Source organism: Streptomyces sp. NPDC059696 (assembly GCF_042733745.1).
Taxonomy (GTDB): Bacteria; Actinomycetota; Actinomycetes; order Streptomycetales; family Streptomycetaceae; genus Streptomyces.
On record NZ_JBHWFG010000006.1, the window covers coordinates 101,022 to 122,010 of the forward strand.

The window sequence follows — 20,989 nt, forward strand, 5'->3', positions numbered from 1 at the left end:
GACAGAGAGTCAGGTGACGAGGTGTTTGTATGTAAATCATCTGACTTGGAGGCATGTTCATGCCCGTCGTTCCCCTCGCGCGCCGAGCCGGCACCCGTACCGCCGTCCTGGCCGCCCTCACCCTCGCAGGGACCGCCCTGAGCGGGGTGTCCGCCGTCGCCGCCCCCATTCCGGGGGACAACGGAGACGTCAAGATCCACGCCAGCACGACGGCCGTGGTCAACCAGCGCAACGACCCGAAGGTCTGCGACTTCTACCTCGCGGCGTTCAACTTCGACGCGGGTGAGAAGGTCAACTGGACCATCCAGACCCAGCCCGAGGTCCCGGGCGGCGCCACCCGCACGGGGAGCTTCACCGCCGACCCGACCGGCGCGGGGCGTACCGCGGCCATCGACCTGCCCAACGGGCAGTACAAGCTGACGTGGCTCACCGACCAGGCCCACGGCGCCGGCAAGTTCAAGGTCTTCAAGGTCGACTGCCCGACCTCCAAGCCGACCACGCCGGTCGGCGGCCCGCCCGCGGGCGGGGGCGGCATCGCGCGCGGTGAGGCCTTCACACCGGTCACCGGCGCGGCAGCGGTCGGCCTGGCCGCCGTCGCGGGGACGGTCTGGTTCCGGCTCCGTCGCCGTCCCGATGGCGCCGCGTAGGCCGGGTCCCGCGGATCGCCCCGCCCGGCCGGGGCGGGGCGGGGGCGCGCCCGTGCCCGCCCCCGGGACGAGGCGGCGAGGAGGCGGCGCCGGCCCCGGCGCCGCCTCGTCGGTTCGCCCCGCCCGGCCGGTTCGGCCGGCTCGGGCCGGGGCCGACGAGGTTCCGGTGGTCCGGCGGCGCTCCGGTCCCGGCTCCGGTTCCGCCCACGACGACGGGTCCGGCCAGGGCTCAGGCCCCGGCCGCACCTCCCCCTCCGGCCAGGGCTCCGGCTACGCCCGCGACCACGGCTACGGCTACGGCTCCGCCTCCGCCCGCACCTCCGCCTCCGGCCAGGGCTCCGGCTACGCCCGCGACCACGGCTACCGCTACCGTTACGTCTCCGGTTCCGCCCCCGCCGGGCGGTACGTGGTGGCCGCCGGTGCGCCCCGGGGGAGGTCCCGGCGCTCCCGTGGCCACTGGCGGCGGAGGCGTGCCTACCGGCTGGCGCGGACGATCGTGGTGGCCGTCTCGCTGCTGGTGGTGGCCGGGGTCTCCTGGGGCCGGGGGGAAGAGCCCGGCCCGACGGTCACGGCCCTCCCGCCGGGCTTCACCGCCGCCGCCCACCCGGCGGGCTCCGGCACGGGCACGGCCGACCACGCGCCCCGCCCCGACCAGGGCCCGGCTGCCCGGCCGGAAGCCGCCGGAACCCGCACGACCGCCTCGCCGGGAACCGCCGATGCGGGCAGCGGCCCGGGCGACGCCCCCCACACCACAGGCCCCCGCAACGCCCCGCACCGGCGTGCCGGATCCGCCGCCACCGGCCACCCCCGCTCCCGGGCGCCCGCCGCCCCGACCCCCCGACCCGCTGCCGCCGCCCCGCGCCGCCCCGCGGTCGAGCCCGCCGCTCCCGCCCGGGCCGCCCGGAAGACGGTGCCTCCGGCCGGCCCGCGCACCCTGCCCCGGTCCCGGGCCACCCGCCTCCTCATCCCCTACCTCCGTCTCGACGCCCCGGTCATGGACCTCGGCCTCGACCGCGACCGCCGCCTCACCGCACCGCCGGACGACGATCCGAAGCTCGTCGGCTGGTACCGGCACGGCGCCTCGCCCGGAGAGCAGGGCACGGCCGTGGCCGTCGGACATCTGGACACGGACAGCGGCCCGGCCGTCTTCGCGGGACTGACCGAGCTGAAGCCGGGGCGGATCGTCGAGGCCCGGCGCGCCGACGGGCGGATCGCCGTCTACACCGTCGACAAGATCAAGTCGTACGAGAAGGCCCACTTCCCGAGCCAGGAGGTGTACGGCACCCGGGGCCGCCCCGAGCTGCGGCTGATCACCTGCGGCGGCACCTACGACCGCCGGAAGGGCTACTCCGGGAACCTGGTCGTCTTCGCCCACCTCACCGCCGTCCACTGACCAGGAACCGCCCCGGGCCGGTGGCCGATCCGGTCCGTCCGCCTTCTCACCAGATGGACCGGAGCCCCCGATCTTGTCCGGTCTCTTCCCCAGGCCGCACACATTCCGTTAACTTCCGTGACCCACAGCCCCGTACGACCCGCACGGGGCTTCCGACCGGGGAGCACCAGCGCCCTGATGACCCCTCGGGGGCCCCTCATGACACGCGCCATCTCCCTGCACGACGTGAGCAAGGCCTACACGCGGGGCGCCCGCGTCGTGGACCGCCTGACGCTGGACATCACGCCCGGCGAGTTCCTCGTGCTGCTCGGCCCGTCCGGCTGCGGCAAGTCGACCGTGCTCAGAATGATCGCCGGGCTGGAGGAGATCGACGAGGGCCGGCTGCTGCTCGACGGGGAGTACGCCAACGACCTGCCGCCGTCCGGCCGGCACATGGCGATGGTCTTCCAGAACTTCGCCCTCTACCCGAACATGACCGGCCGCGACAACATCGGCTTCCCGCTGCGCATCGAGGATCCGAGCGCGGACCCCCGCCCCCGCGTCGACGCCACCGCCCGCATGCTCGGCATCGAGGACCTCCTCGACCGTCTGCCCGGTCAGCTCTCCGGCGGCGAACGCCAGCGGGTCGCCATGGGCCGGGCCATCGCCCGCCATCCCTCCGCCTTCCTGATGGACGAGCCGCTGTCCAACCTCGACGCCAAGCTCCGCACCCATCTGCGGGCCGAGATCGCCCGGCTCACGCAGGAACTGGGCGTCACCACGATCTACGTCACGCACGACCAGGCCGAGGCCATGTCGCTCGGCGACCGCGTCGCGGTGCTGCGCGGCGGCGTCCTGCAGCAGGTCGACACCCCCCGCGTGGTCTACGCGCTGCCCAGCAACGTCTTCGTCGCGGCGTTCATCGGCACCCCGCGCATCAACCTGCTGCGCGGCCTGGTGCGCGCCCCGCTGGACGGGGCGATGACCATCAGCCTGGGCAAGCAGTTCCTGCGCCTGCCCGAGCCGCTCTCCCTCGACCACCAGTTGCTGCGGGTCCAGCAGGGCCGCGAGGTCATCGTCGGGCTGCGCTCGGAGGCCGTCCGGATCGCCAAGCACAGCGCGGCCCGCCCGGGCGAGGTGCCGATCACCGGCCTGGTCGAGCACGTGGAGTTCCAGGGGCACGAGATCCTCGTCCACTTCAACACCGGCTCCAGCCCGGCCGTCGTCCCCGAACTGGAGGCCCCGCGCCCCCGCCCCGGCCGCCCCGTCCGGCGCCGCCGCGACGGCTCGGTCCTGACCCGGCTGCGGGAGCGGACCGGGGCCGGGCGGGCCGGACCCGTGATCGCCGTGGACCGTCCCGAGGCCGCCGCCCCCGCGACCGCCGACGTGCGCCTGCCCGGCGACCTCATCGTCCGCACCACCCCGGACCTGGCCCTCCGTCACGGCATGCAGGTGCCGCTCCTCGTGGACCTCGCCCACCTGTTCGTCTTCGATCAGCACGGCGACCGGATCTGCCCGCACCCGGACCGCCTGCCCGACCTGGGGGAGTGAGGAGCGGCACACCCGGGTGGGACCGTCCGCGTGCTCTCATGACCGGTGGTGTCTGGCGCCAGTGACCGGTGGTGTCTGGCGCCAGAAAACTATCGCCGCTAGTTTATGTGCCGGACGACGACGCCCCGCCCCCCGGAGGAAGCGCGATGAAGGCACACGACGGCATGTACATCGACGGCGCCTGGCGCCCCGCCGCCGGCCCGGACGTGATCGAGGTCGTGAACCCGGTCGACGAGCAGGTCATCGGTACGGTCCCGGCGGGCACCGCCCAGGACGTCGACAGTGCCGTACGGGCCGCTCGCGCCGCCCTGTCCGGCTGGGCCGCGACCCCGCCCGCCGAGCGCGCGGCGCGTCTGGCCGCCCTGCGGGACGTGCTCGTGGCCCGCGCCGACGAGATCGCCGAGACCGTCACGGCCGAACTGGGATCGCCGCTGAAGTTCTCGCAGGCCGTCCACGCCGGTGTGCCGATCGCGGTGGCGGGTTCCTACGCCGAACTGGCGGCCACGTACGCCTTCGAGGAGAAGACCGGCAACTCGGTCGTGCACCAGGAGCCGGTCGGCGTCGTGGCCGCGATCACGCCCTGGAACTACCCCCTGCACCAGATCGTCGCCAAGGTCGCCCCGGCCCTCGCGGCGGGCTGCACGATCGTGGTGAAGCCCGCCGAGGACACCCCGCTGGTCGCCCGCCTGTTCGCCGACGCCGTGCACGAGGCGGGCGTCCCGGCCGGTGTCTTCAACCTGGTCACCGGCCTCGGCCCGGTCGCCGGCCAGGCCCTCGCCGAGCACCCCGGTGTCGACCTCGTCTCCTTCACCGGCTCCACCGCCGTCGGCCGGCGGATCGCCGCGATCGCCGCCGGGCAGATCAAGAAGGTCGCGCTGGAGCTGGGCGGCAAGTCCGCCAACGTCATCCTCCCGAGCGCCGACCTGGCCAAGGCGGTCAACGTCGGGGTCGCCAACGTCATGTCCAACTCCGGTCAGACGTGCAGCGCCTGGACGCGGATGCTGGTCCATCGCGACCGGTACGACCAGGCCGTCGAGCTCGCCGCCGAGGCCGCCGCCAAGTACGGCGACCGCATCGGCCCGGTCGTCAACGCCAAGCAGCGGGACCGGGTGCGCGGCTACATCGAGAAGGGCGTCGCGGAAGGCGCCCGCCTGGTCGCCGGCGGCCCCGAAGCCCCGCGCGAGAGGGGCTACTTCGTCAGCCCGACCGTCTTCGCCGACGTCACCGAGAACATGACCATCGCGCAGGAGGAGATCTTCGGCCCCGTCCTGTCGATCCTCGCCTACGAGGACGAGGAGGACGCCCTGCGCATCGCCAACGGCACCGTCTACGGCCTGGCCGGTGCCGTCTGGGCCGGGGGCGAGTCCGAGGCGGTGGCCTTCGCGCGCCGTATGGAGACGGGCCAGGTCGACATCAACGGCGGCCGCTTCAACCCCCTCGCGCCCTTCGGCGGCTACAAGCAGTCCGGCGTGGGCCGCGAACTCGGCGTGCACGGCCTGGCCGAGTACCTCCAGACCAAGTCCCTCCAGTTCTAGCCAGCTCCAGCCAGCCCAGCCAGTTCTAGCCAGGGAGTTCCCACCGTCATGGCTGTCCGCGCCGCCGTTCTGCCCGCCGTCGGCTCCCCGCTGGAGATCACCGGCATCGAGCTGCCCGACCCCGGACCCGGCCAGGTCCGCGTCCGGCTCGCCGCCGCCGGGGTCTGCCACTCCGACCTGTCCCTGTCCGACGGCACCATGCGCGTGCCCGTCCCCGCCGTCCTCGGCCACGAGGGTGCCGGCACGGTCGTCGCCGTCGGCGAGGGCGTCACCCATGTCGCGCCCGGCGACGGGGTCGTCCTCAACTGGGCCCCGTCCTGCGGCGCCTGCCACGCCTGCTCGCTCGGCGAGGTGTGGCTGTGCGCGAACGCCCTCAGCGGCGCCGCCGACGTCTACGCCCGCACCACCGGGGGCACCGACCTGCACCCCGGTCTGAACGTCGCCGCGTTCGCCGAGGAGACGGTCGTCTCCGCCGCCTGCGCGCTGCCCGTCCCCGACGGCGTCCCGCTCACCGACGCGGCCCTCCTCGGCTGCGCCGTCCTCACCGGCTACGGTGCCGTCCACCACTCGGCCCGGGTCCGGCAGGGCGAGACGGTCGCGGTGTTCGGCGTCGGGGGAGTGGGTCTGTCCGCCCTCCAGGCCGCCCGGATCGCGGGCGCCTCGCGGATCGTCGCGGTGGACGTGTCCCCGGAGAAGGAGGACCTCGCCAGGGCGGCCGGTGCCACCGACTACGTCGTCGCCTCCGACACCACCGCCCGCGACATCCGCGGCCTCACCGGCAAGCAGGGCGTGGACGTGGCCGTGGAGTGCGCCGGCCGCGCGGTCAGCATCCGGGCGGCCTGGGACTCCACCCGCCGTGGCGGCCGCACCACCGTCGTCGGCATCGGCGGCAAGGACCAGCAGGTCACCTTCAACGCCCTGGAGATCTTCCACTGGGGCCGCACCCTCTCCGGCTGCGTCTACGGCAACTCCGACCCGGCGGTGGACCTCCCGGTCCTGGCCGGCCACATCCGGGCGGGCCGTCTCGACCTGGGCGCGCTGGTGACCGAACGCATCTCCCTGGACGGTATTCCGGCGGCCTTCGAAAACATGCTGGCGGGCAAGGGCGGCAGGGCGCTGGTCGTCTTCTAGCCCGGCTCCCGCGTACCCCGGCCTCCGCGCGAGGCCGGGGCCTTCGGCATGCCCGGGCCCGTGGTCCCTGCCAAGTACAGGCAAAACTCCTGGTGCGCGACCCGTTGACGTCCATACCGTCCGGTCAGTACGTTCCCGGAACCCGAGCCACCCCCCGTTCCGTCCCCGCACCCCCGGAGCGTGCAACCGCATGGACACGGCACCTTCCGCTCAACCCGTCACCACCTCACCCGCCGTCGGCAACCGCCGCCGGGTGGCCACCGCGGCGGCGCTCGCCTCGGCCGTCGAGTGGTACGACTACTTCGTCTTCGGTATCGCCGCCGCCCTGGTACTCGGCGACCTCTACTTCCCCTCCGGCAGCGCCACGGCGGGCGTCCTCGCCTCGTTCGCGACCTTCGCCGTCGGTTTCCTCGCCCGGCCGATCGGCGGCGTCGTCGCCGGCCACCTCGGCGACAAACGCGGCCGCAAGCCGATGCTCGTCCTCGCGCTCACCCTCATGGGCGTCTCCACCACCGCCATCGGCCTGCTGCCGACCTACGACACGATCGGCGTGGCCGCCCCGATCCTGCTCGTCCTGCTCCGGGTCGCGCAGGGCGTCGCCGTCGGCGCCCAGTGGGGCGGCGCGATGCTCCTGGCCACCGAGTACGCCCCGGAAGGCAAACGCGGTGTCTACGGCAGCGTCGTACAACTCGGCGTCCCCATCGGCGTGGTCACCGCCAACACCGTCTTCCTGCTGGCCGGCGCGCTCACCACCGACTCGGCGTTCGCCGCCTGGGGCTGGCGCGTGCCGTTCCTGGTCGGTCTGCTGGTGCTCGCCCTCGCCTGGTACATCCACACCCGCGTCGAGGAGACCCCGGCGTTCCGCGAAGCCGAGCGGGCGCTCGCCGAGAAGGAGAAGTCCGAGCAGAACTCGCCGCTGCGCACCATCCTGCGCGGCCACCTGGGCACGGTGTTCCTGGCCGGTGGCTCGTTCGCGGTGAACACCGCCACCTTCTACATCCTCATCACCGGCGTCCTCGACTACACGACCCGGGAACTGGACATGAAGAAGGGCCCGGTGCTCCTGGTCTCGCTGTGCGTGAGCCTCACCCAGCTGGTGCTGATCCCGGCCGCCGCCGCGCTCTCCGACCGTGTCGGCCGCATCCGGATCTACGCCTTCGGCGCGGCCGGCATCGCCCTGTGGGCCGTACCGCTCTTCCTGCTGATCGACACCGGCTCGCTGCTGTGGCTCGCGGTCGGCACGTTCGTCGCCAGCTGCTTCCTGAGCATCATGTACGGCCCCCAGGCCGCCCTGTTCGCCGAGCTGTTCACGCCCGAGATGCGCTACACCGGCGCCTCCCTCGGCTACCAGATCGCGGCCGTCGCGGGCGGCGGGCTCGCGCCGTTCATGATGGTGCTGCTGCTGGAGGCGACCGGCACGTCGATGGCCGTGTCCGGCTACATCGTCGTGCTCTCGGTGATCGCCCTGGTGTCGATCAAGATCCTCGCGGACCGGGCGCGCGGCGCCGGAGCACCCGACGCGCCGGAGGTGAAGGGCGAACCGGAGACGCGGGCGGAGTCAGCGAGCTGAGTCCCCGCTCTCCTCGGGCAGTGGCTCCGGAACCACCCCCGGAGTCACCGCCCGGGCCGCCGCCCGCGACCGCGACCGGGACACCGCCACGCCCGCCAGGCACAGCACACCGCCCACCAGGGTGAGCAGCCCCGGCACCTCGCCGAGGAACAGCCAGGACATCAGCACGACCAGCGCCGGCGCCGCGTACGTCGTCGCGCCCATCCGGCTCGCGGTCGTCCGGGACAGGGCGTACGCCCACGTGGTGAAGGCGAGGGCGGTCGGGAAGACGCCCAGGTAGACCATGTTGAGCGTGGCCGAGACGGGCGCCGCGGCGGCCTCCTCGACGAGCTGCCCGGCGAACGGCAGGCACAGCACCGCGCCGACCAGACACCCGAACGTCGTCACCTGCAAGGGACTCGCCGAGCCCAGCGCGGGCTTCTGCGCCACGACACCCGCGGCGTACGCGATCGCCGCCAGCAGGCACAGCACGACCCCGAGCACCGAGGAACCGCCCTCGCCCGACATCGACAGACCCACCGTCACGGCACCGGCGAACGACACGGCCATTCCCGCCAGCAGCCGCGGCGGCATCGGGTCGCCCAGCAGCCGGGCCCCGAGCAGCGCGATGAGGATCGGCCCGGTGTTCACCACCAGGGCGGCCGTCCCCGCGTCGACCTGCTGCTCGCCCCAGTTCAGGGCGACCATGTAGAAGCCGAACCACAGCACGCCGGAGATCGCGATCCCGCGCCAGGCCGGGCGTGGCGGCAGCCCCTCCCGCCGCAGCAGACAGATCACCCCCAGCGTCAGCGCCCCGGCCAGCAGCCGCCCGAGGGCCAGGGCACCCGGCGCGTAGGCGTCGCCGGCGCTGCGGATCGACACGAAGGCGGACGCCCACAGCACGACGGTGACCGAGGCCGCACCGGCGGCCAGCAGCTCCGCCCGGCGGCCGGGACGGGACGGGGAGTTCGACATCATGCTCCAGAGGCTAGGAGGGGCAGGGGCCCGAAGGCTCGCGGATTTCGGACGGGGCACCGCCACCACCGGCAAGGACGCCGCCCACGGCCGCAGACCGCGCTGTGCCGGGCCGGCCGAGGGGCGTGCATGGGGTCGCGCGGTGCCGGTCGGCGGGGTGGCGGGTGCGGCCGGAGGACGGGTCGGGGTGGCTCTCGGGACGGGGGTTGCGTCGGGTCGGGTCGGTCGGGTGGCGTGCGTGACCGGAGGGTCGGCCGGGGTGCTTACGCGGCAGGCGGTTGCGTCGTGTCGGGTCGGTCCGATGGCGTGCGTTGCCGGGGTGCGCGGTGCCGGTCGGCGGGGTGGCGGGTGCGGCCGGAGGACGGGTCGGGGTGGCTCTCGGGACAGGGGTTGCGTCGAGTCGGGTGGCGTGCGTGACCGGAGGGTCGGCCGGGGTGCTTACGGGGCAGGCGGTTGCGTCGTGTCGGGTCGGCCCGGTGGCGTGCGTCGCCGGGGTGTGCCGTGCCGGGCGGGCCGGGTGGTGTGTGTGGCACGGGGGTCGGTCGGGGTGTCGTGCCTGGTTACCGCAGTGCCGTCGGTTGCACGCCCAGCAGGTCGAGCAGGGCGCGTTCGCCGGCCGCCGTCACCTTCACGGCGCGCTCGGAGCCGATGCGCACGCACCAGCCCGCGTCCAGGGCGTGCCGGCACAGAGCCGCGCCCGCCACGCCCGCGAGGTGGGGCCGGCGTTCGGTCCAGTCGAGGCACGCCCGGGCCAGCGGACGCCGGCCCCGCCGCTCCAGGCCGATGCCCGCCGACGCGAACCAGGCCAGCCCCGCGTCGGTGAGCGCGAACCCGGTCTCCTGCTCCAGCAGCCCGCGTGCCGTCAGCGCGTCGGTGACCGCGATGCCGAGGCGCCCGGCGAGATGGTCGTAGCAGGTGCGGCCCCGGGCCATGGCCGCGCCGGCGCTCGACGCCCGCAGGGTGCGCGGCCGTTCCGCCCGGTCCGGCGTGACCTGGGCGGCCAGGTCCTCCAGCAGCTGCGCGACCCGCGCGTCGGCCAGCCGGACGTACCGGTGCCGGCCCTGCCGTTCCTCGGCGAGCAGTCCGCCCGCGACGAGCCGGCTCACGTGCTCGCTCAGCGTCGACGCGGCGACTCCCGCGTGCCGCGCCAGTTCGCTCGCGGTCCAGGCCCGTCCGTCCAGCAGCGCCAGCAGGCACGCGGCCCGGGTCTCGTCCGCGAACAGCGCGGCGAGCCCCGCCAGGGCCGTCGCCTGCGGATCCCTCGTGGTCATGACTCCAGCATGGGACACGGACGGTTCGGCCCGTGCCGAAGCGTCCCTACGCCGTGCGCCGCACCTGCTCGTACTGCTGCGCAAGCCCGTCCAGCAGGGCCGTCAGCCCCGTCTCGAAGGCGCGCTCGTCGATCTTCTCCTGCCGCTCGGCGAGGAGATGGGCCTGCTGGAGGTGGGGGTAGTCGGCGGGATCGTAGGCGCTCGCGTCGTCCACGAAGCCCCCGGCGAAGGAGCCGAGCGCGGAGCCCATCACGAAGTACCGCATCAGCGCGCCGATGGACGTGGCCTGGGCCGGCGGCCAGCCCGCCGCGACCATCGCGCCGTAGACGGCGTCCGCGAGGCGCAGTCCGGCCGGGCGGCGGCCGGGGCCGCGGGCCAGCACCGGGACGATGTTCGGGTGGTCGCGCAGCGCGGCCCGGTAGGAGACGGCCCAGTCGTGCAGCGCGGTCCGCCAGTCCCGGCCGTCCTGGAACATCGACAGGTCCACCTGGCCGCTCACCGAGTCGGCGACCGCCTCCAGGATCTCGTCCTTGGTGCGGAAGTGGTTGTACAGCGAGGGCCCGCTGACCCCCAGTTCGGCGGCGAGCCGCCGCGTGGAGACGGCGGCCAGCCCCTCCGCGTCCACGAGCGCGCGGGCCGTCTCGACGATCCGGTCGGTGCTGAGCAGGGGCTTGCGCGGTCGGGCCATGGCGCACATAGTAGGGCTGCACGGAGAAACTAGCAGTGCTAATTTAAACGTACAGCTTTCGGCTTTCAGTGGGGTGACCTGTGGTGAATCTGGAGCTCAGCGAAGAGCAGAGCGCGGTCCGGCAGCTCGCGCGGGACTTCGTGGAGCGCGAGATCACCCCGCACGTCGTCGCCTGGGACCGTGCCGAGGAGGTCGACCGGGGCATCGTCGAGAAGCTCGGCGAGGTCGGCTTCCTCGGCCTCACGATCGACGAGGAGTACGGCGGCTCCGGCGGTGACCACCTCGCGTACTGCCTGGTCACGGAGGAGCTGGGGCGGGGTGACTCGTCCGTGCGCGGCATCGTCTCCGTCTCCCTGGGGCTCGTGGCCAAGACCGTCGCCGCCTGGGGGAGCGAGGAGCAGAAGCGGCGCTGGCTGCCGGGCCTGACCTCCGGCACGGAGGTCGGTTGCTTCGGCCTGACCGAGCCGGGCACCGGCTCCGACGCGGGCAACCTGGTGACCCGGGCGGTACGGGACGGCGACGACTACGTCCTCAACGGCACCAAGATGTTCATCACCAACGGCACCTGGGCGGATGTGGTCCTGCTCTTCGCCCGCTCCACGGACGCCCCCGGCCACAAGGGCGTCTCCGCCTTCCTGGTCCCCACCGGCACGCCCGGCCTGACCCGCCGTGCCGTCCACGGCAAGCTCGGGCTGCGCGGCCAGGCCACCGCCGAACTCGTCCTGGAGGACGTGCGGATACCGGCGTCCGCCCTGCTCGGGGAGGAGGGCAAGGGCTTCTCGATCGCGATGTCGGCGCTCGCCAAGGGCCGGATGTCGGTCGCCGCGGGCTGCGTCGGCATCGCCCAGGCCGCCCTCGACGCGGCCGTGCGCTACGCCGGGGAGCGCGAGCAGTTCGGCAGGACCATCGCCCACCACCAGCTCGTCCAGGAACTGCTCAGCGACATCGCCCTGGACGTCGACGCCGCGCGCCTGCTGACCTGGCGGGTCGCCGACCTCATCGACCGGGGGCGGCCGTTCGCCGTGGAGTCGTCCAAGGCCAAGCTGTTCGCCTCGGAGGCCGCCGTCCGCGCCGCCAACAACGCGCTCCAGGTCTTCGGCGGCTACGGCTACATCGACGAGTACCCGGCGGGCAAACTGCTGCGGGACGCCCGGGTGATGACCCTCTACGAGGGCACGAGCCAGATCCAGAAGCTGGTCATCGGGCGGGCGCTGACGGGGGTCTCGGCGTTCTGAGTAGGCGTCTGAGTACTTCGGCGGATGTGGCGCGGGCCACGTCCGCCGATGCTTTCCCCCATGAGTGACACACCGGGCAAGCAGCAGAACACGGCCGCCTTCTACGGACAGGCCGTCGCCTCCTTCGCCGTCGCCATGGCGGCCACCGCCATCGGCATCTACCAGCTGAGCGCCGACGCCTGGGTGCGGGCCTTCCTCGCCATCGCCGTCCTGTACCTGGTCACCTCCTCCTTCACCCTGTCCAAGGTGATCCGGGACCGGCAGGAGGGCACGGGAGCGGCCCCCTCGTACGCCCCCTACGAGAAGCGCTGAGCGGCCACACTAAGCGCCCGCTCACCTTCGGCGGTATGGTGTTGCTCCTGACAGTGGAGAGGGGCGAGCGATGAGTACGGCGGAGGAGACGGCCGGCGGCGAGGCGCAGGCGTGGGGCGAGGTCACGCCCGACGCGGCGCGGCGGCTGCTGGTGGCCGCGGTGGAGGCCTTCGCCGAGCGTGGCTACCACGCCACGACGACCCGGGACATCGCGGGCCGCGCCGGGATGAGCCCGGCCGCGCTCTACATCCACTACAAGACCAAGGAAGAGCTGCTGCACCGCATCAGCAGGATCGGGCACGAGAAGGCCCTGGAGATCCTGCGGACGGCGGCCCGGCGGGAGGGCACCCCCACCGAGCGGCTCGCCGACGCGGTCAGCTCCTTCGTGCGCTGGCACGCGGGCGGCCGTACCACCGCGCGGGTCGTGCAGTACGAACTCGACTCGCTCGGGCCCGACGCCCGCGCCGAGATCCTCGCGCTGCGCCGCGAGGTCGACGGCGAGGTGCGCCGGATCATCGAGGAGGGCGTGGAGTCGGGCGAGTTCGACGTCATCGACGTGCACGGCACGACGCTGGCCGTGCTGTCCCTCTGCATCGACGTGGCGCGGTGGTTCAGCGTCGGCGGGCCCCGTACGCCGGAGGAGGTCGGCGATCTGTACGCCGACCTCGTCCTGCGGATGGTCGGGGCCCGCGACCCGGCGGCCTGAGGCCGGGAGTCCGGGAGTCCGGGCTCAGAAGTAGTAGCGCGCCACGGACTCGGCGACGCAGACCGGCTTGTCGCCGCCCTCGCGCTCGACGCTGAAGGCGACGGCCACCTGGACGCCGCCCGGCACCTCGTCGACGGCGCTGATGGCGGCCGTGGCGCGCAGCCGGGAGCCGACCGGGACGGGGGCGGGGAAACGCACCTTGTTCGTGCCGTAGTTGACGCCCATCTTGACGCCCTCGACGGCGATCAGCTGCGGTCCGAAGAGGGGCAGCAGGGACAGGGTCAGATAGCCGTGCGCGATGGTGGTGCCGAAGGGACCCGCGGCGGCCTTCTCGGCGTCGACGTGGATCCACTGGTGGTCACCGGTGGCCTCGGCGAAGAGGTCGATCCGCTTCTGGTCGATGTCGAGCCAGTCGGTGTACCCCAGCTGTTCGCCCACCGCCGACTTCAGGTCGTCGACGGACGTGAAGATCCTCGGCTCTGCCATGTTCTTCCAGGCCTCTCGTGTCCAGGGACTCTGCGCGCTGATATGTCTAAGCGACTGCTTAGCATGGTCGGCCGCCGGGGCTGTGTCAACGGACTCGGTAGGGTTCGCGGGGTGCATCGGATTCCAGAGAAGATCCATGAGCTCACCGTCGGCCAGCTCGCGGCGCGCAGCGGCGCCGCCGTCTCCGCCCTGCACTTCTACGAGTCCAAGGGCCTGATCAGCAGCCGCCGGACCTCGGGCAACCAGCGCCGCTACGCCCGCGACACGCTGCGCCGGGTCGCGTTCATCAGGGCCGCGCAGCGGGTCGGCATCCCGCTGGCGACGATCCGCGAGGCGCTCTCGGAACTCCCAGAGGGGCGCACGCCCACCCGGGAGGACTGGGCCCACCTCTCCGAGGTCTGGCGCACCGAACTGGAGGAACGCATCAAGCAGCTGAACCGTCTTCGGGATCACCTGACCGACTGCATCGGCTGCGGCTGCCTCTCCCTCGACACCTGCGTCCTGTCCAACCCCGACGACGCCTTCGGTGAACGCCTCACGGGTTCCCGCCTGATGGTCGGCCGGGGCGGTCGCGGGTAACACCCGCCTGGCCCGCCCCGTACTCCGCCAGTCCGGCCGCGACCAGGTGGGCGTTCGACCCCGCCCGCTCTCCGTCCGGAAGGACCAGGACGTCCTCCAGTCCGATCCGCGTGGCCAGGCCCAGCCGGCCCGCCAGTCGCAGCACTGGCCACGCGCCCCCGTCCTCCCCGTGCAGCAGCACCGGGCGGCCGTGCGCGGACCCCACGGCGGACAGCAGTCCCTGTGCGGAGGCGAGCGCGAGCGACGGGTCCGTGTCCGTCACCTCCGCCAGGACCCTCAGCACCTTCGGCCCGAGCGGCGAGGCCGCGAACCGCTCCGCCCCGTCCGTGCCCGACCAGAGGCCGGCCTCCACCCCGACCCCGAGCTCCATGAGCAGCGCGGCCGTCTCCTCGGCCCCCGGCTCGTGCCAGTTGACCGAGGCGTGGTCGGGCAGCACGGTCCAGTCGCGGATCCGCTCCAGCCGGGCCGCGGGGTCGGGCTCCGCCCACGCGCCCGTGGTCACACCCACCGGCACCGCCACCCGCCCCCGGAGCGCCGACAGCGTCTGTGCCAGCACCCGCGGCGACAGCGTGTCCCGGCCGCAGGGTGTCTTGGGGTGGACGTGGATGTCCGTCGCCCCGGCGGCGACGGCCGCGGCGGCCGAGTCGGCGATCGACTCGGGTGTCAGCGGCACGGCCACTCCGTCAGCGGCCGTCCGTGAACCGTTCAAGCACACCTGCATCATGCCGTCGATGGTGCCAGTCACCACCGGCAGTCGGGGGTGCGGCATCCCCGGCGCACCCCCCGCGCACCCGCATCCGTCAAGCCGACACCAGCATCCTCGTCCGCCGGGCGTACGCCAGGGACTCCGGCGTGAGCACGGGGCGCGGCACCAGGATTCCGCAGTCCGTGCAGACCGGACCGGACGAGGGCTCGTGGTCCAGGTCGTACCTCCAGACGAGCCGCTCCCCGTCGCACACCGGACATTGCGAGCCCGGCTCGCGCTCCAGCGCGGCGATCAGCCGGCGCAGCACCTCGGCCAGCGGTTCACGGGGATGGACCGCCGGATCGTCGCACCACGCCACACCGAAGCCGCCCCAGGTCAGCCGGTGCCAGTCGTCCACACTGCCCGGCCTGCGCAGCCCGTCGTGCTTCTCCTTCTTGCGGCGCTCGGCGAACTCGACCTCGTAGGCCAGCCAGACCGCCCGCGCCTCCTCCAGTTCGTCCAGTGCGGCCACGAGCCGCACCGGATCGGGGGAGCGGTCCTCGGGACCGAACCCCGCCCGGGAGCACAGATGGTCCCAGGTCGCCCTGTGTCCGTAAGGCGCGAACCTCTCAAGGCACTTGCGCAGCGAATAGCGTCGCAAGGCCAGATCGCACCGCGGATCGCGGACCTGTCTCGCCAGACTCCGGAAACCGGCCATCGTCCTGCACCTCCGTCACACCTGCACCTGTAATCCGGTCACTTCGGCGTCGTCGTACGGACGTCGCCGAATAGACGTATCGACAAGCGAATCGGCTCCATCCGATTTCAAATGGCCTCCATAAGCGGCCCGAAGGGGCTCGCGTGTCGACTGCCGTGATCCCTGTGTCCGTTGTGCCGTCTTCGAAAAGTGACGCCTGTTCATCTTCAAGCCGGGGGATACCGGCGGTAACATCCCGCCCACCCCCGTCGGGAGGAGCCCCCATGCCACGGCGTGCCCCACGCACCGTTCTCGACAGAATGAGAACTCCCAGCGGAATCCCCGGGTTCCTGACAACAGCATCGGTATGCGCCCTGATCGCAGGTCTCTTGTCGCCGCTTGCCCCGGCTGCCGCAGCGGAAACAGCGACCCCGCAGGCCACCGCCGCGGCGAACGACCACTGCGGCACCCAGTGTTCGGACATCCTCCCGCCCGGTCAGAACGGCAACGCCACCCTCGCCCAGATCCTCCTCAACCAGGCCTTCGGCACCCAGCCCGAGCACGCCGAGGACCAGCTCGGCCCCTACGCCGACCTCGCCAAGGGCTACCCCGCCCTCACCAACGCCACGATCAACACCTTCTTCAACGACGCCGCCTTCGGAGCCCCCGCCGACCAGGTCGCCTCCAGCCTCAAACCGGCCGGACGCGGCGACGTGACGATCGTCCGCGACAAGAAGACCGGCGTGCCGCACATCACCGGCACCACCCGCTACGGCACCGAGTTCGGCGCCGGCTACGCGGCAGCCCAGGACCGGCTGTGGCTGATGGACGTCTTCCGGCACGTCGGGCGCGGTCAGCTCACCTCCTTCGCGGGCGGTGCGCCCTCCAACCAGGGCCTGGAGCAGCAGTTCTGGCGGCACGCCCCCTACAGCGAGGCCGATCTGCGGGCGCAGATCGACAACGCCGTCGCCACCAACGGCGAACGCGGACAGCAGGCACTCGCCGACGTCGAGGCCTACCTCGACGGCATCAACAGCTACATCGACGCCTCCGACAGAGGGCGCTACTTCCCCGGTGAGTACGTACTCACCGGGCACAAGGACTCAGTCACCAACGCCGGTACCATCGAGCACTTCAAGATCACCGACCTGGTCGCGCTGGCCTCGGTCATCGGCGCGCTGTTCGGCTCCGGCGGCGGCGGCGAGGTGAACAACGCCCTCTCGCTGCTGGCCGCCCAGGAGAAGTACGGCGTCACCGAGGGCACCGAGGTCTGGGAGTCCTTCCGGATGCGCAACGACCCGGAGGCCGTCCTCACCCAGCGGGACGGCAGCTTCCCGTACGCGACCAAGCCCGCCGACCCGCAGGGCGCCGCACTGCCCGACGCGGGCTCGGTGGAGCCGGAGCCGCTCGTGTACGACCGCACCGGCAGCGCCACGACGACCGGCGCGACCGGCGCCTCCGGCGCGGCGGTGAAGGCCGCCACGTCGTCGGCGAGGCGCGGCATGTCCAACGCCCTCGTCGTCAGCGGCAAGCACACCGCGAGCGGCCACCCCGTCGCCGCGTTCGGCCCCCAGACCGGCTACTTCGCCCCCCAGCTGCTCCTGCTCCAGGAGATCCAGGGCCCGGGCATCAGCGCCCGCGGCGCCTCCTTCGCCGGCCTGAGCATGTACGTCGAACTCGGCCGCGGCCAGGACTACGCGTGGAGCGCCACGACCTCGGGCCAGGACATCATCGACTCCTACGCCGTGGAACTGTGCCAGGACGACCACCACTACCTGTACCGCGGCACCTGCACACCGATGGAGAAGATCGAGCAGAAGAACGCCTGGAAGCCCACCACCGCCGACGGCACGGCGGCCGGCTCGTACACCATGCGCGTCTGGCGCACGAAGTACGGCCCCGTCGAGTACCGGGCGACGGTCGGCGGCAAGAAGGTCGCCTACACCACCCTGCGCTCGTCCTTCCTGCACGAGGCCGACTCCATCATCGGCTTCCAGATGCTGAACGACCCGGACCACGTCAAGGGCCCGGACTCCTTCCAGAAGGCCGTGCAGCACATCAACTACACCTTCAACTGGTTCTACGCCGACGCCGAGCACACGGCGTACTACAACAGCGGCGACAACCCGGTGCGCGCGAGCGGCGTCGACGCCGAGTTCCCGGCGTGGGCACGGCCGGCGTACGAGTGGCGCGGCTGGGACCCGGTGACCAACACGGCCGACTACACGCCGCCGTCGGCCCACCCCCACTCCACCGACCAGGACTACTACGTCTCCTGGAACAACAAGCAGGCCAGGGACTACACGACCGCGCCCTGGGGCAACGGCTCGGTGCACCGCGGCAACCTCCTGGAGGACCGGGTGAAGAAGCTGGTCCAGCAGGGCGGGGTGACCCGGGCCGCCCTGGTGAAGGCCATGGCCGACGCCGCGCTGGCGGACCTGCGGGCCGAGGACGTCCTGCCGAAGCTCCTGAAGGTCGTCACGAGCTCGCCCGTCACCGACCCGGCCGCGTCGGCCGCCGTCGGCAGACTCCAGGCCTGGGTCGCCGCCGGCGGCAAGCGCACGGAGACCGCCGCAGGTTCGAAGAAGTACGCCGACGCCGACGCGATCCGCATCCTGGACGCCTGGTGGCCGCTCCTGGTCAAAGCCGAGTTCGAACCGGGCCTCGGCAGCGACCTCTACACGGCCGTCACCGCCAACCTCCCCGTCGACGAGTCCCCGTCGGCCGCGCACGGCCCGACCGGCTCCCACGCGGGAAGCTCCTTCCAGTACGGCTGGTGGAGCTACGTCGACAAGGACATCCGCTCGGTGCTCGGTGAGCAGGTGAAGGGGCCGCTGGCCCGCACCTACTGCGGCGACGGCGACCTCGGCGCCTGCCGGGACACCCTCATCGGCACCCTGAAGCAGGCGGCCGGAAAGACCGCGGCCCAGGTCTACCCCGGCGACGACGTGTGCGCGGCGGGCGACCAGTGGTGCGCCGACTCGATCAACCACCGCACCCTCGGCGGCATCAAGCACGGAAGGATCAGCTGGCAGAACCGGCCGACCTACCAGCAGGTCGTGGAGTTCACCTCGCACCGGTGACGCACCGGCCGGCGGCGGGTCAGCGCACGCGGCCCGCCGCCGGCACCAGCCGGACCAGCTCCTCGTGCAGGATGTCGCTGTGCGCGCCGGCCGGCGGCCCGCCGCGTCTGACCACGGCCGCCGCGTCGACGTTCACGCACCCCGAGGCGGGCAGCTTCGCCCGCAGTGCCCCGCCGAGGGGGTACGCGCGGGTGCCCGGCACCGCCCGCACCCCGTCATGGCCCATCGCGCCCCACATGGCGCCCAGCACCCGCCCGACGGCCCCCTCGGCGGCCGACCGGCTGTCGCCCGCCATCCGCGACGCCGGCGGGTACATCGTGCTCAGCGCCGTGTCGTGCCGTGAGTGGCAGCACACCACGGGCCCGTCGACGCGGTTCTGCTGCCCCTGGAGCACCCCTCCGGCCCGGGCGTCGTGCGGCAGCCGGGCCGCGAACGCGTAGTGCGAGAACGCCCCTTGGAGCAGCGTCACCGACTTCACCGTGCGCACGCCCTCAGGAAGACCCCGCAGCGCGAACGACACCAGCCGCGCGCCGAAGCTGTGCCCGACCAGATGCACCCGCACCCCCGGGGCCGCCTTCGCGAGCTGCCCGACGACCCGGCCGAGCCCCCGCTCACCGACGGTCCCCGCCCGCCGCTTCATCGCGTAGTACGTCGCCTGCCGCAGCAGTTCGTGGGCGCCGTCCCAGGGGTCGGGGATCCTGAATGCCTTTCGCGGCCCGGATCCTTCGAATTCCCCCAGGACCCGCGCGAACTCCTCGCAGGCCGCCGCCGAGGACCCGGTGAACATCGCCGGCCACAGCACCCCGACGTAACCGACCCGGGCCGTCGGGGCCAGCCGCGGGACGGGTGCGAAGAAGCGGTCGTAGAGGCGGGTCGCCCCGGAGCGGTCGTTGTTCCAGCCGTGCGCGAAGACGATCAGATCGCGCACACCCCGCTCGGCCACTCCGGCCAGGAGCCGGTCGCGCCGACGGCCGTCCGGGTCCCCGTCCGCGTCGAAGACCAGCTCCCAGTAAGGAGTCACGCTCATCGCCGGATCCGCCATGACAGGCCCCCTGGTCCCCGGGTGACGCCACGCTGTGGGCGCATCGTCCTGCCAACGGCGGAGCTTGGCCATACGTCACGGCGCACCGGCCTCGGTCGCGGATGCCTCGGCGGCGGAACCTCAGCGGTAGAGGAGGTACTTCCGGCGCATCCCCCGGAAGCCCGCCAGCTCCTCCTGCCAGCCGGCCACCACCTCGTCGGGGCCCGCGCCCGCGTCGATCATCGTGCGCACGCGCGTGGAGCCGGTGAGCTTGTCGATCCAGTGGTCCGGCCGCCAGGCGAAACCGCTCCAGACCCGCTTCGCGGTGACGAGCAGGGCGATCCCCGTGCGGACGGGGTCGAACGCGGCCCGGTCGTGCACATGGAGCTGCACACCACCGACCGTCCTGCCCTGGAACTTCGAGAAGGTCGGTGCGAAGTACGCCTCCCGGAACCGGACCCCGGGCAGGGCGAGTTCGTTCGCCGCGGCCGCCCAGCGCCGGTCGACGCCCTCCGCCCCCAGCAGCTCGAACGGCCGGGTCGTGCCGCGCCCCTCCGACAGGTTGGTGCCCTCGAACAGACACGTCCCCGAGTACACCAGGGCCGTTTCCGGCGTCGGCATGTTCGGGCTGGGCGGCACCCAGGGCAGCCCGGAGGCGTCGTAGAACTCCGAGCGCCTCCAGCCCGACATCGTCACGGTCTCCAGCGGCACGGGCTCGGTCAGGAACTCCTCGTTGAACAGCCGCGCCAGCTCGGCGACGGTCATCCCGTGGGCCTGGGAGATCGGCTGCCGCCCGACGAACGTGGCGAACTCCTTGTGCAGGACGGGGCCGAGGGCCGCGCGGCCGGTCACCGGGTTCGGCCGGTCCAGCACGACGAACCGCTTGCCGGCGAGCCCGGCGGCCTCCATGCAGTCGTACAGCGTCCAGATGTACGTGTAGAAGCGGGCGCCGACGTCCTGGATGTCGAAGACGACCGTGTCGACGCCGGACGCGGTGAAGACGTCCGCGAGCGGACGGCCGCTCTTGAGGTAGGTGTCGTAGACGGGCAGGCCGGTCGCCGGGTCGTCGTAGCGGCCCTCGGAGCCGCCGGCCTGGGCGGTGCCGCGGAAACCGTGTTCCGGGCCGAAGACGGCGGTGAGGTCGACGCGGGCGTCGGCGTGCATGACGTCGACGATGTGGCGGGCGTCGCGGGTGACGCCGGTGGGGTTGGTGACGATGCCGACCTTCCGGCCGTCGAGCAGGGCGTAGCCGTCCTGGGCGAGGCGTTCGAAGCCGGTGCGCAGTCGCCCGCGGCGCTGGGCGGCGGCTGCGGTGGAGGTTGCGGACACGGCTGCGGCCGTGGCGGTGGTGATGACGGCTCGTCTGGAAGGGCGCATACGGTGACCTCCTTGAGCGGGGACGGTCGGCTTGGGCACGGTATGCGCTTCCGGGGGCTGTGGGGAGGCCGCGGGCCGGCTGTGGCTTG

The 20,989-nt window shown here is 72.9% G+C and carries 19 protein-coding genes; 11 read left to right on the forward strand and 8 right to left on the reverse strand.

The genetic code is table 11. The features are described from left to right. The first annotated feature begins 59 nt into the window (after nucleotides 1–59). From ACFV20_RS08505 to ACFV20_RS08530, 6 genes are all read left to right on the forward strand, one after another. A complete protein-coding gene (locus tag ACFV20_RS08505) occupies nucleotides 60–647 on the forward strand; it encodes a hypothetical protein (RefSeq protein ID WP_385653938.1) in 588 nt (195 codons plus the stop codon). Between the two features lie 166 nt (nucleotides 648–813). Continuing rightward, nucleotides 814–2,040, forward strand: coding sequence for a class F sortase (locus tag ACFV20_RS08510; protein WP_385653939.1), 1,227 nt, complete (start codon nucleotides 814–816; stop codon nucleotides 2,038–2,040). Nucleotides 2,041–2,238: 198 nt separating this feature from the next. Next, a complete protein-coding gene (locus ACFV20_RS08515; RefSeq protein ID WP_385653942.1) occupies nucleotides 2,239–3,570 on the forward strand; it encodes an ABC transporter ATP-binding protein in 1,332 nt (443 codons plus the stop codon). Nucleotides 3,571–3,716: 146 nt separating this feature from the next. Continuing rightward, entirely contained in the window at nucleotides 3,717–5,105 is a 1,389-nt protein-coding gene (locus tag ACFV20_RS08520; protein WP_385653944.1) for an aldehyde dehydrogenase family protein, read from the forward strand. 48 nt (nucleotides 5,106–5,153) lie between these two features. Further along, nucleotides 5,154–6,236: a Zn-dependent alcohol dehydrogenase gene (locus ACFV20_RS08525; RefSeq protein ID WP_385653945.1), complete on the forward strand. Its 1,083-nt coding sequence runs from the start codon at nucleotides 5,154–5,156 to the stop codon at nucleotides 6,234–6,236. A gap of 190 nt (nucleotides 6,237–6,426) precedes the next feature. Continuing rightward, nucleotides 6,427–7,806, forward strand: a complete 1,380-nt coding sequence (locus ACFV20_RS08530) for an MFS transporter (RefSeq protein ID WP_385653948.1) — start codon at nucleotides 6,427–6,429, stop codon at nucleotides 7,804–7,806. On the opposite strand, the gene ACFV20_RS08535 is transcribed toward ACFV20_RS08530, so the two are convergent. From ACFV20_RS08535 to ACFV20_RS08545, 3 genes are all read right to left on the reverse strand, one after another. Then, nucleotides 7,795–8,763 (reverse strand): DMT family transporter, encoded by a 969-nt coding sequence (locus ACFV20_RS08535; RefSeq protein WP_385653950.1) that lies wholly within the window; start codon nucleotides 8,761–8,763, stop codon nucleotides 7,795–7,797. The genes ACFV20_RS08530 and ACFV20_RS08535 overlap by 12 nt on opposite strands. A gap of 557 nt (nucleotides 8,764–9,320) precedes the next feature. Next, nucleotides 9,321–10,031, reverse strand: a complete 711-nt coding sequence (locus ACFV20_RS08540; protein WP_385653951.1) for an ArsR/SmtB family transcription factor — start codon at nucleotides 10,029–10,031, stop codon at nucleotides 9,321–9,323. Nucleotides 10,032–10,077: 46 nt separating this feature from the next. Then, complete coding sequence (locus ACFV20_RS08545; protein ID WP_221760243.1) at nucleotides 10,078–10,728, reverse strand: TetR/AcrR family transcriptional regulator; 651 nt, start codon at nucleotides 10,726–10,728, stop codon at nucleotides 10,078–10,080. 74 nt (nucleotides 10,729–10,802) lie between these two features. On the opposite strand from ACFV20_RS08545, the gene ACFV20_RS08550 reads away from it, so the two are divergent. The 3 genes from ACFV20_RS08550 (at nucleotide 10,803) to ACFV20_RS08560 (ending at nucleotide 12,972) form a co-directional block, all read left to right on the forward strand. Beyond that, nucleotides 10,803–11,954, forward strand: a complete 1,152-nt coding sequence (locus ACFV20_RS08550; RefSeq protein ID WP_385653955.1) for an acyl-CoA dehydrogenase family protein — start codon at nucleotides 10,803–10,805, stop codon at nucleotides 11,952–11,954. A 60-nt stretch (nucleotides 11,955–12,014) separates the two neighbouring features. Next, nucleotides 12,015–12,266, forward strand: a complete 252-nt coding sequence (locus tag ACFV20_RS08555; protein WP_385653958.1) for a YiaA/YiaB family inner membrane protein — start codon at nucleotides 12,015–12,017, stop codon at nucleotides 12,264–12,266. 70 nt (nucleotides 12,267–12,336) lie between these two features. Next, nucleotides 12,337–12,972 carry a TetR/AcrR family transcriptional regulator gene (locus ACFV20_RS08560; protein WP_385653961.1) on the forward strand — a complete coding sequence of 212 codons (636 nt, stop codon included), beginning with the start codon at nucleotides 12,337–12,339 and terminating at the stop codon, nucleotides 12,970–12,972. Nucleotides 12,973–12,996: 24 nt separating this feature from the next. Here ACFV20_RS08560 and ACFV20_RS08565 read toward each other — a convergent pair whose 3' ends face one another. After that, nucleotides 12,997–13,458: a MaoC family dehydratase gene (locus ACFV20_RS08565; RefSeq protein WP_385653964.1), complete on the reverse strand. Its 462-nt coding sequence runs from the start codon at nucleotides 13,456–13,458 to the stop codon at nucleotides 12,997–12,999. Nucleotides 13,459–13,569: 111 nt separating this feature from the next. On the opposite strand from ACFV20_RS08565, the gene soxR reads away from it, so the two are divergent. Further along, nucleotides 13,570–14,037 (forward strand): redox-sensitive transcriptional activator SoxR, encoded by a 468-nt coding sequence (soxR, locus tag ACFV20_RS08570; RefSeq protein WP_385653966.1) that lies wholly within the window; start codon nucleotides 13,570–13,572, stop codon nucleotides 14,035–14,037. On the opposite strand, the gene ACFV20_RS08575 is transcribed toward soxR, so the two are convergent. Beyond that, nucleotides 13,994–14,761: a 3-keto-5-aminohexanoate cleavage protein gene (locus ACFV20_RS08575; RefSeq protein WP_385653968.1), complete on the reverse strand. Its 768-nt coding sequence runs from the start codon at nucleotides 14,759–14,761 to the stop codon at nucleotides 13,994–13,996. The two genes, soxR and ACFV20_RS08575, sit on opposite strands and share 44 nt — an antisense overlap. A gap of 76 nt (nucleotides 14,762–14,837) precedes the next feature. Then, complete coding sequence (locus ACFV20_RS08580) at nucleotides 14,838–15,440, reverse strand: hypothetical protein (RefSeq protein ID WP_385653971.1); 603 nt, start codon at nucleotides 15,438–15,440, stop codon at nucleotides 14,838–14,840. Between the two features lie 263 nt (nucleotides 15,441–15,703). On the opposite strand from ACFV20_RS08580, the gene ACFV20_RS08585 reads away from it, so the two are divergent. After that, nucleotides 15,704–18,502 (forward strand): penicillin acylase family protein, encoded by a 2,799-nt coding sequence (locus ACFV20_RS08585; protein ID WP_385653975.1) that lies wholly within the window; start codon nucleotides 15,704–15,706, stop codon nucleotides 18,500–18,502. A gap of 19 nt (nucleotides 18,503–18,521) precedes the next feature. On the opposite strand, the gene ACFV20_RS08590 is transcribed toward ACFV20_RS08585, so the two are convergent. Both ACFV20_RS08590 and ACFV20_RS08595 read right to left on the reverse strand, forming a co-directional pair. Next, on the reverse strand, nucleotides 18,522–19,544 hold the full coding sequence (locus tag ACFV20_RS08590; RefSeq protein ID WP_385653976.1) for a serine-threonine protein kinase: 1,023 nt from the start codon (nucleotides 19,542–19,544) through the stop codon (nucleotides 18,522–18,524). 120 nt (nucleotides 19,545–19,664) lie between these two features. After that, a complete protein-coding gene (locus ACFV20_RS08595) occupies nucleotides 19,665–20,900 on the reverse strand; it encodes an exo-beta-N-acetylmuramidase NamZ domain-containing protein (RefSeq protein WP_385653979.1) in 1,236 nt (411 codons plus the stop codon). Nucleotides 20,901–20,989: the final 89 nt, after the last annotated feature.

Coding starts and splice junctions, on each gene's coding strand:
- ACFV20_RS08560 (WP_385653961.1), top strand. CDS start 12,337: ATGAGTACGGCGGAGGAGACGGCCGGCGGCGAGGCGCAGGCGTGGGGC.
- ACFV20_RS08515 (WP_385653942.1), top strand. CDS start 2,239: ATGACACGCGCCATCTCCCTGCACGACGTGAGCAAGGCCTACACGCGG.
- ACFV20_RS08555 (WP_385653958.1), top strand. CDS start 12,015: ATGAGTGACACACCGGGCAAGCAGCAGAACACGGCCGCCTTCTACGGA.
- ACFV20_RS08540 (WP_385653951.1), bottom strand. CDS start 10,031: ATGACCACGAGGGATCCGCAGGCGACGGCCCTGGCGGGGCTCGCCGCG.
- ACFV20_RS08520 (WP_385653944.1), top strand. CDS start 3,717: ATGAAGGCACACGACGGCATGTACATCGACGGCGCCTGGCGCCCCGCC.
- ACFV20_RS08590 (WP_385653976.1), bottom strand. CDS start 19,544: ATGGCGGATCCGGCGATGAGCGTGACTCCTTACTGGGAGCTGGTCTTC.
- ACFV20_RS08595 (WP_385653979.1), bottom strand. CDS start 20,900: ATGCGCCCTTCCAGACGAGCCGTCATCACCACCGCCACGGCCGCAGCC.
- ACFV20_RS08535 (WP_385653950.1), bottom strand. CDS start 8,763: ATGATGTCGAACTCCCCGTCCCGTCCCGGCCGCCGGGCGGAGCTGCTG.
- ACFV20_RS08575 (WP_385653968.1), bottom strand. CDS start 14,761: ATGATGCAGGTGTGCTTGAACGGTTCACGGACGGCCGCTGACGGAGTG.
- ACFV20_RS08545 (WP_221760243.1), bottom strand. CDS start 10,728: ATGTGCGCCATGGCCCGACCGCGCAAGCCCCTGCTCAGCACCGACCGG.
- ACFV20_RS08580 (WP_385653971.1), bottom strand. CDS start 15,440: ATGGCCGGTTTCCGGAGTCTGGCGAGACAGGTCCGCGATCCGCGGTGC.
- ACFV20_RS08525 (WP_385653945.1), top strand. CDS start 5,154: ATGGCTGTCCGCGCCGCCGTTCTGCCCGCCGTCGGCTCCCCGCTGGAG.
- ACFV20_RS08530 (WP_385653948.1), top strand. CDS start 6,427: ATGGACACGGCACCTTCCGCTCAACCCGTCACCACCTCACCCGCCGTC.
- ACFV20_RS08505 (WP_385653938.1), top strand. CDS start 60: ATGCCCGTCGTTCCCCTCGCGCGCCGAGCCGGCACCCGTACCGCCGTC.
- ACFV20_RS08585 (WP_385653975.1), top strand. CDS start 15,704: ATGCCACGGCGTGCCCCACGCACCGTTCTCGACAGAATGAGAACTCCC.
- ACFV20_RS08565 (WP_385653964.1), bottom strand. CDS start 13,458: ATGGCAGAGCCGAGGATCTTCACGTCCGTCGACGACCTGAAGTCGGCG.